Origin of the sequence: Acidovorax sp. sif0632 (assembly GCF_019218805.1) — a bacterium.
GTDB lineage: Bacteria > Pseudomonadota > Gammaproteobacteria > Burkholderiales > Burkholderiaceae_C > Acidovorax > Acidovorax facilis.
The window spans coordinates 839,620-856,036 of sequence record NZ_JAHUWW010000002.1 but is presented as its reverse complement, the minus strand read 5'-3'; the positions used below and the strand labels follow the sequence as shown (position 1 = coordinate 856,036).

The 16,417-nt window shown below is 65.8% G+C and carries 17 protein-coding genes; 5 read left to right on the top strand and 12 right to left on the bottom strand.

Annotated features, from left to right (window positions below; translation table 11 throughout):
- The first annotated feature begins 105 nt into the window (after nt 1-105).
- Nucleotides 106-999, top strand: a complete 894-nt coding sequence (locus tag KW832_RS09205; protein ID WP_218299634.1) for a LysR substrate-binding domain-containing protein — start codon at nt 106-108, stop codon at nt 997-999.
- 61 nt (nt 1,000-1,060) lie between these two features.
- On the opposite strand, the gene KW832_RS09200 is transcribed toward KW832_RS09205, so the two are convergent.
- On the bottom strand, nt 1,061-1,492 hold the full coding sequence (locus tag KW832_RS09200; protein ID WP_218299633.1) for a TerB family tellurite resistance protein: 432 nt from the start codon (nt 1,490-1,492) through the stop codon (nt 1,061-1,063).
- A 492-nt stretch (nt 1,493-1,984) separates the two neighbouring features.
- On the opposite strand from KW832_RS09200, the gene KW832_RS09195 reads away from it, so the two are divergent.
- Entirely contained in the window at nt 1,985-2,356 is a 372-nt protein-coding gene (locus KW832_RS09195; RefSeq protein WP_218299632.1) for an HPF/RaiA family ribosome-associated protein, read from the top strand.
- Between the two features lie 80 nt (nt 2,357-2,436).
- Here the strand turns inward: KW832_RS09195 and KW832_RS09190 are convergent, their stop codons facing one another.
- Nucleotides 2,437-3,036 (bottom strand): DJ-1/PfpI family protein, encoded by a 600-nt coding sequence (locus tag KW832_RS09190; RefSeq protein WP_218299631.1) that lies wholly within the window; start codon nt 3,034-3,036, stop codon nt 2,437-2,439.
- Nucleotides 3,037-3,169: 133 nt separating this feature from the next.
- Between KW832_RS09190 and KW832_RS09185 the strand changes: the two genes are divergently transcribed.
- On the top strand, nt 3,170-4,504 hold the full coding sequence (locus KW832_RS09185; protein WP_218299630.1) for a PLP-dependent aminotransferase family protein: 1,335 nt from the start codon (nt 3,170-3,172) through the stop codon (nt 4,502-4,504).
- Here the strand turns inward: KW832_RS09185 and KW832_RS09180 are convergent.
- The 10 genes from KW832_RS09180 to KW832_RS09135 form a co-directional block, all read right to left on the bottom strand.
- The gene (locus tag KW832_RS09180) at nt 4,473-5,465 is read right to left on the bottom strand and encodes a universal stress protein (protein ID WP_218299629.1); all 993 of its coding nucleotides are present in this window, start codon (nt 5,463-5,465) and stop codon (nt 4,473-4,475) included. The genes KW832_RS09185 and KW832_RS09180 overlap by 32 nt on opposite strands.
- Before the next feature lie 146 nt (nt 5,466-5,611).
- On the bottom strand, nt 5,612-6,022 hold the full coding sequence (locus KW832_RS09175; protein WP_218299628.1) for a GreA/GreB family elongation factor: 411 nt from the start codon (nt 6,020-6,022) through the stop codon (nt 5,612-5,614).
- A 417-nt stretch (nt 6,023-6,439) separates the two neighbouring features.
- Nucleotides 6,440-6,655 (bottom strand): molybdopterin-binding protein, encoded by a 216-nt coding sequence (locus KW832_RS09170; RefSeq protein WP_055393898.1) that lies wholly within the window; start codon nt 6,653-6,655, stop codon nt 6,440-6,442.
- A gap of 85 nt (nt 6,656-6,740) precedes the next feature.
- Nucleotides 6,741-7,559, bottom strand: coding sequence for an ATP-binding cassette domain-containing protein (locus KW832_RS09165; protein ID WP_218299779.1), 819 nt, complete (start codon nt 7,557-7,559; stop codon nt 6,741-6,743).
- A 195-nt stretch (nt 7,560-7,754) separates the two neighbouring features.
- Nucleotides 7,755-8,618, bottom strand: coding sequence for an aliphatic sulfonate ABC transporter permease SsuC (gene ssuC / locus KW832_RS09160; protein ID WP_218299627.1), 864 nt, complete (start codon nt 8,616-8,618; stop codon nt 7,755-7,757).
- Between the two features lie 24 nt (nt 8,619-8,642).
- A complete protein-coding gene (gene ssuD / locus KW832_RS09155; RefSeq protein WP_218299626.1) occupies nt 8,643-9,821 on the bottom strand; it encodes an FMNH2-dependent alkanesulfonate monooxygenase in 1,179 nt (392 codons plus the stop codon).
- Nucleotides 9,822-9,873: 52 nt separating this feature from the next.
- Nucleotides 9,874-10,893 (bottom strand): sulfonate ABC transporter substrate-binding protein, encoded by a 1,020-nt coding sequence (locus KW832_RS09150; RefSeq protein WP_218299625.1) that lies wholly within the window; start codon nt 10,891-10,893, stop codon nt 9,874-9,876.
- A gap of 26 nt (nt 10,894-10,919) precedes the next feature.
- Nucleotides 10,920-11,888, bottom strand: coding sequence for a sulfonate ABC transporter substrate-binding protein (locus tag KW832_RS09145; RefSeq protein WP_218299624.1), 969 nt, complete (start codon nt 11,886-11,888; stop codon nt 10,920-10,922).
- 174 nt (nt 11,889-12,062) lie between these two features.
- Nucleotides 12,063-12,653, bottom strand: coding sequence for an NADPH-dependent FMN reductase (gene ssuE, locus KW832_RS09140; protein WP_121506677.1), 591 nt, complete (start codon nt 12,651-12,653; stop codon nt 12,063-12,065).
- Between the two features lie 186 nt (nt 12,654-12,839).
- Nucleotides 12,840-13,862, bottom strand: a complete 1,023-nt coding sequence (locus tag KW832_RS09135; RefSeq protein ID WP_121506678.1) for a sulfate ABC transporter substrate-binding protein — start codon at nt 13,860-13,862, stop codon at nt 12,840-12,842.
- Between the two features lie 157 nt (nt 13,863-14,019).
- On the opposite strand from KW832_RS09135, the gene KW832_RS09130 reads away from it, so the two are divergent.
- A complete protein-coding gene (locus tag KW832_RS09130) occupies nt 14,020-14,292 on the top strand; it encodes an oxidative damage protection protein (protein ID WP_010461281.1) in 273 nt (90 codons plus the stop codon).
- Between the two features lie 89 nt (nt 14,293-14,381).
- Nucleotides 14,382-16,352, top strand: coding sequence for an FAD-dependent 5-carboxymethylaminomethyl-2-thiouridine(34) oxidoreductase MnmC (gene mnmC, locus KW832_RS09125; RefSeq protein WP_218299623.1), 1,971 nt, complete (start codon nt 14,382-14,384; stop codon nt 16,350-16,352).
- Nucleotides 16,353-16,417 lie beyond the last annotated feature (65 nt).

The following is a 16,417-nucleotide window of genomic DNA, read 5'->3' as shown; positions in this document are numbered from 1 at the left end:
CTTTATTTTCAAATTGGCAAGCGGCGAGTATGGGCAAACCTGCGCGGCATAGACACCAGCCCCAGCCGCACCTAGCATTCGGTTTTCTCGAACCTGAGCCCGCCCATGCTGAACTACCGCCACCTGTACTACTTCTGGATGGTTGCCAAGGAAGGTGGCTTTGCCCGTGCGGCAGACCGGCTGAACATGGCTGTGCAAACCATCAGCGCACAGGTGCGCGATCTGGAAAAAGCGCTGGGCCACCAGCTTCTCAAGCCTTCGGGGCGCGGTGTGGCACTGACCGAAGCCGGGCAAGCCGCATTCACACGGGCTGAAGAGATTTTTCAACTGGGCCAGCACATCGAAGAAGAGGTGCGCGAAGCCGCAACCGCCCGCGTGGCCCGGTTGTCGGTGGGTCTGTCTGACGGCATCTCCAAACTGGCGGCGCACGCACTGCTGGAGCCCGTTCTGGCCACGCCCCATTTGCGGCTGGTGTGCCACGAGGGCGAGTCCGACGAGTTGCTATCCGAGCTGGCACTGCACCAGCTGGACGTGGTTTTGGCCGGGCAAGCCGCGCCGCGCAACCCCCACCAGCGCTTGACAAGTCAACGCATTGCCCGCTCGGCCCTGCAGTGGTATGGCCCGGCGTCGCTGGTAAAAAAGCAGGTGCGTGACCGGTTTCCCCAGTCGTTGCGAGACTTTCCCGTGCTGCTGCCTACGCACCATGCACCACTACGGGCCACTCTGGATGCCTGGTTTCAGGACGTTGGGGTGCAACCACGTGTGGTGGGTGAGTTTGAAGACAGCGCGTTGTTGGCCGTGTTTGCGGCCCGGGGGCTTGGGGTGTTTCCGGTCAGCCGTCTGGGTGCGCAAGATGTGGGGCTGGTGCGTGGGCTGCGCCTGCTGGGTGAATGCCCCCAGCTTTTTGAGGAGGTCCACGCTATCTGGTCGCGCCGGGGGCAGCACCACCCGCTGGTGCGGCAGTTGGTGGATGCTTCCGCAGGGCTGGGTACAGCCTAGCGGGCTTCCCACACAACCACCATCCCCCTTGTTTATGGTTGCACTTGCAGTTACAGCTGCATCAGGCAGCCTGCGCCAGCTCGTAGTGGCCGATCCCGGAGGGCATGAAGCCCATTTGCCAATACTGGCCTGCTGCATTCATCAGCCACCACTCACTCGGCGCCAGGTGACTGTCTGCCATGGCTGCGGTGTACGCGAACTCCAGGGTCTTGCGCCGCAGCTCAGGGTCTGTCACTTCAGCGAACAGCAAGGTCAGCGTGGGGCCATCAATGCTGGCGGTCAAAACTCGCTGTTCATGCATGCCCATCCACAGGTCTTCGCACAGGCCATGCAGCACCTTGCCAAAGCCGCCTTGCGGCAGACTCAGTTCCTGCTCCATATAAAGGCCATGCAAGGCATCCAGCTCGGACCGGCTCACATGGCCATCCGATATCAACAGCAAGGCGACGATTCGGGCCACAGCTTCGGGGCTATTGCGGGGATAGCTACGCATCTCTGATCTCCTTGAAATGGGGTAAGTGCAATGACAAAGGTGACAAGCAAGCAATGGTTGACCAAGCGCGCCCTAGCGGCGATAGCGTGAACGCGGCTGCCAGCCGTCGCGGTACTGGGCTTGCACCCGCAGCGGCACCTTGACCGGAACGCGCCGCAGCACAGGTGCCCAAGCCACGGCGACACGGGAGAGCCAGCGCACAAGGCGATGACGCAGGGAAGCAATAAGTGAAGAGATTCCAGACCAGGGTTTCACGGACGGCTCCTTTGAGGCGGAAAGTTGCGAACAGGAAGAAGCCTTGAATGTGTGGCCACCGCCCGCTTACAAGAAGCAGGTTTTCTCTGATGTAGACATCCAAAAAGTCGAAGTGACTCATCCGCAGCGAAATCGCCGCCAATGCACAGGATTTTCAGAAATGCAACGAAGAAACTTCCTGCTGGTTTACCGCCAAGCTGCGGGCTACGGTGTCACCCTCAACTCAGGAGATCGCAAATGCAGATTCTTTTCAGAACACGCCACCCCGAAGCCGCACTTATGCGCGATGCCGTGGAGCGTCGCGTGCGTTTCGCCTTTCGCCGGCTGAACGCCCTGGTGCCGCGTGCAGAGATCAAGCTGGAGGACATCAACGGCCCCCGGGGCGGCCCTGACAAGCGCTGCCAGATAGCCCTGCGCACCGATGGTGCAGGCGCTGTGGTGGTGTCTTCTGTGGCCAAGGACTGGCGCTGCACGCTGGACGAAGCCCTGGCAAGCGCCGCCCGCCACCTTCTGCGTACCTGGCGCCGCAGCACAGCGCAGCGCAAACAGCTCCGCCGCGACGGGAGGGCAAGCTCTGAATCCCACGGCACCGGCGAATACCCTGCATAGGGACCCAAGCGCAGCCGCTCAACCCGCCAACCGCTGCACAGGGTCCGTTCCCCTAGCAAGCGATGGCAAGGTCACTCGCATCAACTGTCATGTTGGGTGACATGCCCCATAGCCCGGGCGACGTACTCCTCCTTCTCGCCCACCGGGGCAAAGTAGTGGATGACTTCGCGGGCAGCCTCGGGCCCTTCCAGCCGCGCAATCAGCCAGGCAGCCAGGTACTGCGCCGACAGGCAACCGCCCGCCGTGGCCACATTGCCCCGAGCCACAAAGGGCTGGTTCAGCACAGTGATGCCAACCTCCTGGACCCAGGGTTTCGTGGTCAGGTCGGTGCAGGCCGGCACGCCGTCAAGCAGCCCCAACTTGGCCAGGATCAAAGCCCCCGAACACTGAGCGCCCAGCAACTGGCGCGCCGGATCGAAGTCGAGCTCCGCCATCAGGGCGGCGTCCTGCACCACCTCACGCGTCTTCACGCCGCTGCCCACCAGCACGGCATCGGCTGACCGCGCATAGGGCAGCAGCGACTGGGCCTGCACCGTCACGCCGTTCATGGAACGCACCTGGTCTGTAGGGCAGCACAGCGACACCTCCCACCCCGGTTTCTTCACCCGGTTGAGCAGGCCCAGGGCAATCAGGGAGTCGAGTTCGTTGAAACCGTCGAAGGTCAGGATGGCGATGCGCATGGCGGTGGAGTCCTGTTCTGTAGCGGAAAGGAGAGTGAATGAGGCACGGAATGTGCGAAGCGCATCCTATCGACGGTATTCAATACAATCAAAAAATTGTCATAGATACGTTTCAACGCAGGGGCACAACGCCATGGGCCAGGTTCGGTACAAGCAAGTGGTGGACGCACTGGCGTCGGACATCCGCGCGGGGCAGCTGCGGCCGGGCACACGCCTGCCCACCCACCGCGCACTGGCCCAGCGGCATGGCCTGGCGCTGGCCACGGCCAGCCGCGTGTATGCCGAGCTGGAGGCCATCGGCCTGGTGGTGGGCGAAACCGGGCGCGGCACCTTTGTGCGCGACCCCGCCTCCCCGCGCGGTGCCGACGCCGACCTCACCACGCCCGCGCCCAGCGCCGCAGACCTCTCGTTCAACAACCCCAGCGTGCCGGGTCAGGCAGACCTGCTGCGGGATGCCCTGCGCAAGCTGGCCGCCTCCGGCGACCTGGAATCGCTGCTGCACTACCACCCCTACGGCGGCCGGCCGCATGAACGCGCCATCGTGGCCGGGCACCTGAAGACGCGCCAGCTGCAAGTGACGGGCGAGCAGGTGCTCATCGTCAACGGCGCGCAGCACGGCATGGCTGTGGCGGCCATGGGCCTGCTCAACCCCGGCGACGTCGTGGCGGTAGACGCTCTCACCTACCCCGGCTTTCGGGTTTTGGCCGAACGCCTGCGGCTGGACCTGACCCCGGTGCCCGTGGGCCCCGCTGGCACCGACCTGGACGCCTTGCAGCGCCTGTGCGACACCCGGCCCGTGCGTGCCATCTACACCATGCCCACCCTGCACAACCCGCTGGGCTGCGTGATGGGCGCCCGCGCCCGCAAGCGCCTGGTGGGCATTGCGCGTGCACACGACCTGCTGGTGATCGAAGACGCACCCTATGCCTACCTTGCGCCCGAGGCGCCGCCCCCCATCGCGGCGCTGGCACCCGAGCGCACGGTGTACCTCTCCAGCCTGTCCAAGAACGTGGCCACGGGCTTGCGGTTTGGCTTTGTGGCCACATCGCGCGAACTGATCGGGCCCATCGAGCGCGCCGTGCGTGCCACCGCCTGGAACACGGCCGGAGTCGTCACCGCCATCGCCTGCGGCTGGATCGAAGACGGCACCGTGGCCCGGCTGGAGGCCGACAAACGCGCAGACACCGCGCAGCGCCAGGCCGTTGCCACCCGGGCGCTGGCGGGGTTGAAATTGGTACGGCACCCGAACTCCTACTTCATCTGGCTGCCGCTGGGCGACGACCAACGGGCCGACCGCATCGCCGCCACCCTGGCAGAACGCGGAGTGTCCGTGTCGACCGCCGAAGGGTTTGCCACCACCACCCATGTGACCCACGCGCTGCGCATCGCGCTGGGGTCGGTGGCGCTTGAAGACCTGGCCCGGGCGCTGGCCGTGGTCAAGGATGTGGTGGTGCAGGACTGTTCGTGAACAGGCGCAAGGAGTCCGGTAGCGCGGCCGGGTTGGGATAACTCGGCAAACGCGGCGAACCCGCCTTGACGCGGCGCACCGGCAGATCGGTGGCCAGGCGCTGTACCGCCGAGCCACGTGACGCCGGTTGAAAGTCGTTCGGCACCACCAGCACATCCGCGAGCGCATCGCGCACGACGCGTTGCGCCACGCTCTCGAACAGCAGGTCAGAGAGCCTGGACGCCGGGTGCTTGCCCACCACGATGAGGTCCGCTGCCGTGTTCTCCTGCTGCACCACCACCTGCCGGGCTGGATCGCCTCGCCCGATGGAAGACGACAGCCGGTTGCGCCGTGCGTCGTACGAATCGGTCAGTGTGAACATCCGGTCTTGCGCATGGCGGCGGCATTCCTCCCGGTAGATCTGAATGGTGCGTTCAGACACTTCGGCATACCGCAGCTTGCCCTCGTTGGCGGTGCTGATCGCATGGAACAGCTCAACCCGCGCGGTGGGATGCAGCGCAAAAGCCAGCTCGACCAGACGGTGCGACACCCGCGAGAAGTCCACCGCCACCATCAAAGTTTGGTAAGGCTGGTCGGCAGGATTGCGCACCACGATCACAGGGCGCTGACAGGCACGCAGCATCTGGATGGCGGGATGCGCGGTGAACCAGGCGCGCAGGCCACGCAACGGCGCCGTGCCCCACACCACCAGGTCGGCGCCCGCCGCCTCGCGCACCACATCCGCAGCGGTGAAGTCGATGCGCGTTACCGCGTGAACGTGGATGCCGTGGCGCTGCCGAAGTTGCAGCGCATGGTGCGACAGGCGCACGCCCGCGTCTGGCGGAGGTGCCTCAGCAGGCGGAGCCAGATAGATGAGCTTCAACGTTGCACGGTGCTCAGCGCACAGCAGCGCAGCGCGCGCGATGGCATGGCCTCCCTGCAGAGAGAAATCTGTGATGGCGAGGATGGAGCGAGGGGTCATGGTTGAAGGTCCTTCTGTTTTGCACAGCGCGTACCTATCCCAAAGCGCCAACGCAAGGTGGCGCCGGGCTGGCGGCGGTGATGCTGGTGAGCGCGGGTGAGCGCGGCCCCTGACGGGCCGCAGACGGGTTGCTGCGGGGCTGACGACTACGTGACGTAGTCGCCCGTGGCCTCAGGCTGGAACTGAATGCCTTCGACAACGGCCGCGCACTCTTCGCCATGCGGCGTGTGCCACGTGGCAACATCCCCCACCTTCAGGCCCAGCAGGCTGATGCCCACGGGCGACAGCACCGAAATGAAACCCGCAGCCGGCTCTGCGTCTTGCGGGTAGCAAATGGTGAGCACCTGGCGCCGGTGGGTGTGCACGTCCACCAGTTCCACGCGGGAATACATGGTGACCACGTTGGCCGACACGGCGCGCGAGTTGGTGATGTCTGCGTTGGCAAGCAGATCGTCAAGAACAGCGGGGAGCTGGTGGCCCACCAGCTTGCTCAGGCGCGAATAGTCCAGGTCGGTGAGCGTGCGCTCGCCGTGAACGACAACAACAGCTTCATGCATGAAAGCACTCCATCAAATGCGGCTGTCGCCCCGTGTGAACAAGACGGCCGCTACCGCGCGAGGCTGGTGCCCGGCGGTGGATGGTTGCGCTGAAAGAGGATGGGGGGAGAGGGTGCCGCCGGGCTTATGAATGTGCTGGCGTCAGCTGACGACGCACATTCTTCTTTGCTTCCGCTCGCGCGACAGCCGCAGCGTGGAGCAGCGCAGCCAAGGCGGCAAAAGTGCAAATTAGGAGGGTCGTCATGCGGCAGAGTCTAGGCCGCGCAGGCGGTTTTGGGCTGAATGGCCCCAGGGTTCTTGCAAGATAGCCGCGCCCGAAGACTTCACACCTGACGGCTTCTTGAGCTTATCCTGCGGGCGCTGGACGTCAAAGTGTGGGCCTCTTGAACTGCCCCCACCATCCGTACGACGGTTGCCTCACAGCTTCGCAATCGACACCTCCGTGGACTTGACCAGCGCGACCACGTCGGAGCCGACGATGAGGCCCAGGTCGTCCACCGAGCGGGTGGTGATGACCGAGGTGACGACGCCCCATGGCGTCTCGACATCGACCTCGGAGACGACGTCGCCGCGGATGATTTCGCGGACCTTGCCCTTGAACTGGTTGCGGACGTTGATGGCTTGAATGGACATGGGGTTCTCCTTGAATAGTCCGTTGAAAAAGAGGTCAGTGAAAGAAAAACAAGCAAACGAAAAGAGAGAGAGAGAGAGAGAGAAATCAGACCGCCCAGCGCAAGCCATGCGCAGGCACGCCGGGCCAGGAAACCTCGTGCGCAGGCTCCCCATCGGGCTTTTGCAGCACACGGTCGAGGATGCGCTTTTCGATGGCGGCAAACGCGGCGTCGCCATGTGAACGCGGACGCGGCAGGTCGATGCGCTGGTCCAGCGCGATCTGGCCGTCCTCGATCAGGATCACGCGGTCGGCCAGGGCCACGGCCTCTTGCACGTCGTGGGTGACCAGCAGCGCGGTGAAGCCGCTGCTGCGCCACAGGCCTTCGATGAGGCGGTGCATCTCGATGCGGGTCAACGCATCCAGCGCGCCCAGCGGTTCGTCGAGCAGCAAGAGGCGCGGGTTGTGCACCAGGGCACGGGCCAGGGCCACACGCTGGCGCTGGCCACCCGACAGGCGCGCGGGCCATTCGCCCAGCCGGTCGCCCAAGCCCACGCGGGCCAGCACGTCGGCCGCCGCGCCGCGTTGCCCGGGTGGCAGGCCCAGTGCCACGTTGTCCACCACACGTTTCCAGGGCAGCAGGCGCGAGTCCTGGAACATGATGCGGGTGTCGCTGCTCAGGCCCGCAACGTCCTGGCCGTCGAGGCGGATCGCACCGCCCGAGACGGATTCGAGCCCCGCCACCAGGCGCAGCAGCGTGCTCTTGCCGCAGCCGCTGCGGCCCACGATGGCGACGAACTGGCCGGGCTCGATGACCAGCTCGGTCTTCTTGAGCACGTCGCGCGTGCCGTAGCGTTTGTCCACGCCACGCACTTCCAGGCGGACGCCTTGTGGCTGCGATGGCGGGGTAATATTTCTAGTCAAAATTGCCTCCTGCGCATGTCTAAAAAGCGCTAGCAGCTATAAAAAAGTGAGTACCTGGGCGCAATGACTGCGCTCGGCGAGGCCCAATGCCAGGGACGCCGCGCAAGGGCCGCCCCGCCGCGCTGGCGTCGTCCCCCTTCCCGAATCGCGTAGCGATTTGAGAGAAGGGGGAAGCCGCGTAGTGGCTCAGGGGGATGCTCATGCCTGATACCCGGGATGCCACCTCAGCCAATAGCGCTCCAGCCCCTTGGCAAACACATCCGCCAACTTGCCCAGCAGCGCATACAGCAGGATGCCCACGAGCACGATGTCGGTCTGTAGAAACTCCCGCGCATTCATCGTGAGGTAGCCGATGCCCGCCTGCGCCGAGATGGTTTCGGCCACGATCAAGATCACCCACATCAACCCCAGCGAGAACCGCAGCCCCACCAGGATGCTGGAGAGCGCCCCGGGCAGGATGATCTGCTTGTAGAGCTGCCAGCGGCCAAGGCCATAGGTGCGGCCCATCTCGATCAGCCCCGGGTCCACATTGCGGATGCCGTGAAAGGTGTTGAGGTAGATGGGGAAGAACACCGACACGCTGATGAGGAACAGCTTGGCCGATTCGTCGATGCCGAACCACAGGATCACCAGCGGGATCAGCGCCAGTGCAGGGATGTTGCGCACCATCTGGATGGTGGAGTCGAGCAGCGTCTCGAACAGCTTGATGGAGCCGGTGAGCAGGCCCAGCAGCAACCCCAGGCCGCCGCCAACGGCAAGCCCGGCCAGCGCGCGGCCAGCGCTGACCTGGACGTGGGTCCACAGCTCGCCCGAAGCGGCCAGCGTCCACGCGGCCTTGACGACCTCGAGCGGTGCAGGCAACACGCGGGTAGACAACCAGCCCTGTGACGATGCGATTTGCCACAGCGCGATGAGGCCGATGGGCACGGCCCAGGGCAAGAGGCGCTGTGCGACGCTGGCGAGAAAGCGGGCCACGGGTGCGGGCAAAAACGGCCCTTCGATGGGCAGGTCCACGGCGTCGGCCACCGGGGATACCTGCAGTTCTCTTGCGGTGTGTGTCATGGAGAGTTCCGGTTCGGGGACAAGTCAGCTTTGCGACGCGCGCGGCACAAAGTCATTGGCCACGGTTTCGCCAAACGGGCCCAGCGGGTTGCCAAACAAGGGATTGCCGCTGGCCAGCTGGTTGCGCAGCGGCAGGGGCAGCAGCGGGAACACCAGCTCGGCAAAGCGGTAGGCCTCGTCCAGGTGCGGGTAGCCCGACAGCACGAAGGTGTCGAGCCCCAGCGCGGCGTATTCCTCGATGCGTGCAGCCACCGTTTGCGGGTCGCCCACCAGGGCCGTGCCCGCGCCACCACGCACCAGTCCCACGCCGGCCCACAGGTTGGGGCTGATCTCCAGGTCCTTGCGGCTGCGCTTGGCGCCACCGGCGTGCAGCGCAGCCATGCGGCGCTGGCCTTCGGAGTCCATGCGCGCAAACACGGCCTGGGCGCGCACCACGGTGTCGTCGTCCACATGGCTGATGAGTTCCTCGGCTGCGGCCCAGGCCTGCTCATCGGTCTCGCGCACGATGACGTGCAGGCGGATGCCGAAGTTGACGGTGCGGCCATGTTTGGCGGCGCGCGCACGCACGTCTGCCACTTTTTTGGCGACTTGAGCCGGTGGCTCGCCCCAGGTAAGGTAGGTCTCGACCTGCTCGGCCGCCAGGTCGTGTGCGGCGGGCGACGAGCCGCCAAAATACACCGGCGGATGCGGCTGTTGCAGCGGCGGGAAAAGCAGCTTGGCCCCTTTCACCGAGAGGTGCTGGCCCTCAAAGTCCAGGCTCTCGCCTCGGTGGCTGCGCGCCAGAATCTCGCGCCAGATGCGGATGAACTCGGCCGACTGTTCGTAGCGCGTGGCGTGGTCCAGGAACACGCCGTCGCCCTCCAGCTCGGCCTGGTCGCCGCCTGTGACCAGGTTGATGAGCAGGCGCCCGCCCGAAAGCCGGTCGAACGTGGCCGCCATGCGCGCGGCCAGCGCGGGCTGGTGCAGGCCGGGGCGTACGGCCACCAAAAACTTGAGGTTGCGCGTGACGGGCAGCAGGCTGGACGCCACCACCCACGGGTCTTCGCACGAGCGGCCGGTGGGGATGAGCACGCCTTCGTAGCCCAGACTGTCGGCCGCCACCGCGACCTGCTTGAGGTAGTCGTGGTTGAGCTGGCGTGCGCCTTTGGCGGTGCCCAGGTAGCGGCTGTCGCCGTGGGTGGGGATGAACCAGAAAATTTTCATTAATGCCTCGGAATAGATATGGGTTGGATGCGGTGGATGTGGCGGATGTGACTCAGGGCTTGGAGGTGGCAGCGGCCAGTTGCGCAGCCGCTGGCCGCCACACGATGTCGGCCACGTTCACGGGTTTGGGGATCAGGCCCAGCTTGAAGAACGCGTCGGCCACACGCTGCTGGTCGGCCACCGTGGCGTTGCTCAACAGCCCCACGGGCGACGAGGGACGGCGCTGGATGAACAGGCTCACCACGCCCGCGTCCAGGCCGCTGAAGTCGGCAATCAGCTTGATCGCGTCCTTGCGCGCCTCTTGCGCCAGGCGGTCGGCGCGGCTGAGTTCTTCAAACAGCACGCGCAGCACCTGGGGGTGGGCTTGCACAAACGGGCGGGCCGCCAGGTAGAAGGAGTTGTTGCTGCTGGCCAGGTCGCGCCCCGTGGCCAGCACGCGGGGCTGGATGGCCAGCTCGGTGGCAGCGTAGAACGGGTCCCAGATGGCCCAGGCGTCCACGCTTTTGCGCTCGAACGCGGCGCGCGCGTCGGCCGGAGCCAGGTACACGGGCTGGATGTCGGCCCACTGCAGCCCTGCCTTTTCGACTGCGCGCACCAGCAGGTAGTGGGCGCTGCTGCCCTTTTGCACGGCAATGCGGCGGCCCTTGAGGTCGGCCAGCTTGCGCAGGGGCGAATCGTTGAGTACCAGCAGCGCGGAGCTGTCGGGCTTGGGTGGCTCGGCGCCCACGTAGAGCAGGTCTTTGCCAGCGGCCTGGGCAAACACGGGGGGCGAGTCGCCGGTCAGGCCGAATTCGAGGCTGCCAACCGACAGCGCCTCCAGCAGCTGCGGCCCAGCCGGGAACTCCAGCCAGCTGATCCGCGTGCCCGGAAAGCGCTTTTCCAGCACGCCCTGCTGCTTCAGGATGACGAGGTTGACGGCCGACTTCTGATAACCAATGCGCAGTTGCTCAGGCCCTTGCACGGCTGCGCTTTGCGCGTGGGCATAGCGGCTGGCCAGCGCCCAGCTGAAAGCGGTAACGCCCAGCAGCTGCAGTGCGCGGCGGCGCTCGGAGTTGATGGTGGGGTGGGTCATGGCGATGTGTCCTTTCGTGGCCCGGGTCACAGCAGATCCACCGGCGCGGCGTGTAGCAGGTTGAGCTTCTTGGGGATGAGCTTGAGGTCGAAGAAGGTGTCGGCAATCGCCTGCTGCTCGGCCAGGATCTCGCGCGTGACGGGCGCGGTGCCGAAGCGGGCGCGGCTCAGGTACAGGTCGGTGATGGATTTGTCCAGACCCAGCACGGCAGACAGCTCGGCCGCCGCGGCCTCCTTGTTTTTGGACGCCCAGGTGTCGATGGCGTTGACCTCTTCGATGGCAATGCGCAGCACGTCGGCGTTTTTTGTGGCGAAGTCGCGCGAGGTGAAGTAGTAGGCGCGGTTGTTGACCACGCCCGTGGCATCGACCAGCAGGCGCGCATCGAGCTGCTTTTGCGCGGCGGCGAGGAAGGGGTCCCAGATGATCCAGGCATCGATCGCACCGCGTTCAAACGCGGCACGCGCGTCGGCCGGGGCCAGGAAGATGGATTGCACGTCGCCGTATTTCAGGCCGTTCTTCTCGAGCAGCTTGACCAGGAAATACTGCACGTTGGAGCCCTTGTTGTAAGCCACGCGCTTGCCCTTGAGGTCGGCCACGCTGCGGATGGGCGAACCGCTGGGAACGATGACCGCCTCCAGTGCGGGGCGCGGCACGGTGGCACCGGCATAGACCAGCGGCGCGCCAGCGGCCTGGGCAAAGATGGGCGGGGCCTCGCCCACGTCGCCGAAGTCGATGGAGCCGACATTGAGGGCTTCGAGCTGAACGGGGCCCGCGTTGAACTCGGTCCAGGTCACCTTCACACCCAGCGGGGCCAGGCGCTTATCGAGCGTGCCTCGGCCCTTGAGGATGGAGAGCCAGCCCTTTTGGTGGCCCACGCGCAGCACGCGGCCAGCGTTTTGCGACCAGGCCTGGGGCGTTGCGACTGTTGCGGTGCTGGCAGCAACCGCAGCCAGCAGTTGGCGGCGTTGCAGGGAGAAGCGGTTCAGTTCGTTCATGGTGCGGATTCCAGATTCAAAACAGGTGAGGGACTGACGACCGGACTGGGTTGGCAGCAGGCGGCACACCGCCCTGCCCGCGCACCCGGCGCAGCAACAAAATCAAAAAAGAGGGACGAAGGGGGAGGAAGGCAGGCGCTGGCACCACGGCAGGGCCGCAGCGCCAGGCCGTTGTCAGACGCTACATCGCACCTGCGAGAACGGAACCGGCGCAAACCGCGTGGCCTGGGCGGGCGATGGGCGCAGGGTTTCGGTCACGAGCACATTTACCGCGTCGTCCAGCCGCGTGGCGATGTCGGGCTGCAGGTGGTAGCTGCCCTCGGGCGTCAGCGTGACCTGGGCATCGGTGGCGTAAATGCCCGGGAGGATGCTTTTGGCGCCCAGCGACTGCAGCACGGGCCGCAGCGCGTAGTCGAGCGCCAGCATGTGGTGCGGGCTGCCGCCCGTGGCCAGGGGCAGCACGACCTTGCCCTTGAGGGCCGTTTGCGGCAGCAGGTCCAGAAACACCTTGAGCACGCCGCTGTAGGCCGCCTTGTAGACCGGGGTGGCCACCACCAGCACGCTGGCATCGGCCACCTGGTCGATGGCATGCACCACCGTGGGGTGGCCAAAGTCGGCCAGCAGCAGCGCCTGGGGCGAGAGGTCGCGGATGTGGATGCGGTCCACCAGCGCACCGCGCACCGAAAGGCGCTGGGCCACGGCGTCGAGCAAGGCGGCGGAGCGGGAACGCTCCGAAGGGCTGCCAGCGATGAGCAAGGCGGACATAGTGTGGATTCCTTGATTACTACTGTTTTGATAGCTATCAGCGCTTGATGGACGCGCGCAGAAGGCTGTTTTTTCTTATAAAAAGGACGTACAGCGCCCTACCCGGCCCGCCCGGGCTGGGTTTCTTGCGTGGAGATCGGGGCACTGCCCACCCGCGCACAGAGGCGGGCGGGCTTGCTGGCTTACTTACTTGCGCGTGTAGATCTGGTCAAAGCTCGCGTTGTCCGCAAAGTGGTCCTTGGCCGCCTTGTCCCAGCCACCGAACGCGTCGTTGATGGTGAACAGGTTCAGCTTGGGGAACTGCTTGGCGTACTTGGCCTTGGCTTTGTCAGACACGGCGGGGCGGTAGAAGTGCTTGCCCGCAATGTCCTGGCCTTCTTCGGTGTAGAGGTACTGCAGATAGGCCTCGGCCACGGCACGGGTGCCCTTCTTGTCCACGTTCTTGTCCACCACCGACACGGCGGGTTCGGCCAGGATGGAGATCGAAGGCGCGATCACGTCGAACTTGGTGCCGAACTCCTTTTCGAGCAGGTAGGCCTCGTTCTCCCAGGCGATCAGCACGTCGCCCTGGTTGCGCTGAGCGAAGGTGATGGTGGAGCCACGCGCGCCGGTGTCCAGCACGGGCACGTTGCCATACAGCTTGGCCACGAAGTCCTTGGCCTTGGCGTCGCCACCGTACTTGCGCTTGGCGAATTCCCACGCGGCCAGGTAGTTCCAGCGCGCGCCGCCCGAGGTCTTGGGGTTGGGCGTGATCACCTTCACATCGGCGCGCACCAGGTCGTCCCAGTCCTTGATGCCCTTGGGGTTGCCCTGGCGCACCACCAGCACGATGGTCGAGGTGTAGGGCGAGCTGTTGTGTGGCAGGCGCTTTTGCCAGTCCTTGGGAATCCAGCCGCCGTTGGTGTGCAGCGCATCGGTGTCGCCCGCCAGGGCCAGCGTGGCCACGTCGGCGTCCAGCCCGTCGATGATGGATCGCGCCTGCTTGCCCGAGCCGCCGTGGCTTTGCTTGATGGTCACGTCCTGGCCGGTCTTGGCCTTCCAGTGCTTGGCAAACGCCTGGTTGAACTCCACATACAGCTCGCGCGTCGGGTCGTACGACACATTGAGCAGCGTCACAGACTGTGCAAACGACGGCAATGCCGTCAGGGCCAAACTGCCCACCAGGGCGGCGGCGAAGGGAAACTTGATAAAGTCGCGGCGAAAGTTCATGGAAGGGCCTCTTTTGTGAATGTGTTGCGGTGCAAATCACCGATGGAACGCATTCTGGAAGGCCCTCTTCAAAACTGGAACTACTGAGATTTCAGTTCTTAATATCCAAATCATCTGAGCGAAGCCTTTTTCGCTCGCCCCACACCAAGGACATCCCATGGCACGCACCGTTCAATGCATCAAGCTCGGCAAGGAAGCCGAAGGCCTCGACTTTCCGCCCTACCCTGGCGAGCTGGGCAAGCGAATCTGGGAAAGCGTGAGCAAGGAAGCCTGGGCCGGCTGGCTCAAGCACCAGACCATGCTGGTCAATGAAAACCGCCTGAACCTGGCCGATGCGCGCGCCCGCCAGTACCTGGCACGCCAGATGGAAAACCATTTCTTTGGCGGCGGAGCAGATGCTGCGGCGGGATACGTCCCGCCCAGTGCGTGACGCAGCGCAACACACCCCGGAGCGGTTCGCGGTAGAAACCGCCTTCCCTTTCCAACAGGCCGGCCCCACGCCGGCCTTTTGCCGTTTCCATGACTGAACCCATCGAGTGGCTGCCGGATGGCACCCCCTACAGCCCCCGCTTCGGCGACCGCTACCACAGCGAAAACGGCGGCCTCACCCAGGCCCGCCGCGTGTTTTTGCACGGCTGTGGCCTGCCCGAGGCCTGGGCGGGGCAATCGCAGTGGCGCATTCTGGAGACCGGGTTTGGCTTTGGCCTGAATTTCCTGGTGACCTGGGCCGCCTGGCGGGCCGACCCCGCGCGGCCCACGCTGCTGCATTTCGTATCGACCGAAGCCTGGCCTGTGAGTGCAGCCGACCTGCTGCGCGCCACCTCGGTCCACCCTGAGCTGGCGCCGCTGGCTGAGGCATTGCACCGCCAGTGGTGGGGCCTGCTGCCGGGCGTGCACCGCCTGCGTTTTGACGAGGGCCGGGTGCTGCTCACCCTGTATGTGGGCGACACCCAAGCCATGCTGCGCCAGCAGAACCTGACGGTGGACTCCATCTACCTCGACGGCTTCAGCCCCCAGCGCAACCCCGAAAGCTGGGACCTGCACACTCTGAAGGCCGTGGCGCGCTGTTGCCGTCGCGGTACACAGCTCGCCACCTGGACCATCGCACGCGCTGTGCGCGATGGCTTGGCGCAATGTGGCTTTGAAGTGACCCGTGTGCCCGGTGTGCCGCCCAAGCGCGACAACCTGCACGCCACCTACAACCCGCGCTGGGAGCCGCGCACCACGCGCCAAGCGGGGGCGACACCCGTCCCATCCCCACCCGGCCCCTGCATCGTGATCGGCGGGGGCATTGCAGGCGCCGCCGCCGCCGCCAGCCTGGCCCGGCGCGGCTGGCAGGTCACAGTGCTGGACCAGGCCCCCGAGCCCGCCGCAGGCGCATCGGCCCTGCCCGCCGGGGTGTTTGCGCCCCATGTGTCGCCGGATGACAGTGTGCTCTCGCGCCTGTCGCGCAGCGGTATACGCACCACGCTTGAGCAGGCCCGCTGGCTGCTGAGCGAGGGCATGGACTGGGCCCATTGCGGCGTGCTGGAGCACCGCACCGACGGCACGCCCGGCCTGTCGCCCGCTTGGGACCAAGGATCAGGCGCCGCCTGGAGCGAGCCTGCGTCCCCCACCGCCCTGGCTGCCGCCCAGCTACCGCCCGATGCCACCGCCTGCTGGCACCACCAGGCAGGCTGGGTGCGCCCTGCCCGCCTGGCCACAGCCTTGCTGGCGCAGCCCGGCATACGCTGGCAAGGCGACTGTCAGGTGGTACAGCTACGACGTGCCGAGCCCCCCGCCGCCGATGACCACCCGGCCACCACGGTCTGGCAGGCGCTGGACGCCCAGGGCCAGGTGCTGGCCGAGGCAGCCACGGTGGTCATTGCGGCGGGCGCTGGCAGCCTGGAGCTGCTCAACCACCGCTGGCCTTTGCAGCCGGTTCGGGGGCAGGTGTCGTGGGGGGACCATGCAGACCCTGCGGCGCCGCTGCTGCCGTTTCCGGCCAACGGCAACGGCAACCTGGTGCCCCGCTTTCCGCTCGGCGGCGATGCGGGTGGCCGCCAGGGCTGGGGTTGGGTAATGGGCTCCACGTTTGAGCGGGATGTGCAGGCCCTGCCGCCCAGCGCCGCCGACGTTCAGGCAGCCCATGCCACCAACTGGGGCAAGTTGCAGGCACTGCTGCCCGCAATAGCACCGCAATTGGCGCCCGCGTTCCACCAAGCGTCGCTCGCTCCCCCCACCGCAGCGTCAGAACCCGAAGGGGGGCCAGCAGCGCCGCCTGCCCTGAAAACCTGGGCCGCCGTGCGCTGCACCGCACCGGATCGCCTGCCCATCGTCGGCCCTGTGGACGCCACGGACCTTCCGGGCCTGTGGGTCAACACCGCCATGGGCGCGCGGGGGCTGACGCTGGCGCTGCTCTGTGGCGAGCTGCTGGCAGCCCGCCTGCAAGGCGAACCCCTGCCGCTGGACGCCAAGCTGGCCAGGGCGCTGGGCACCGAGCGCCTGTAAACGCTGAAAACGCGTTAAAAAACCGCGCCCACACTTGCTTATAAGCAAATTGACATATCAGCAGA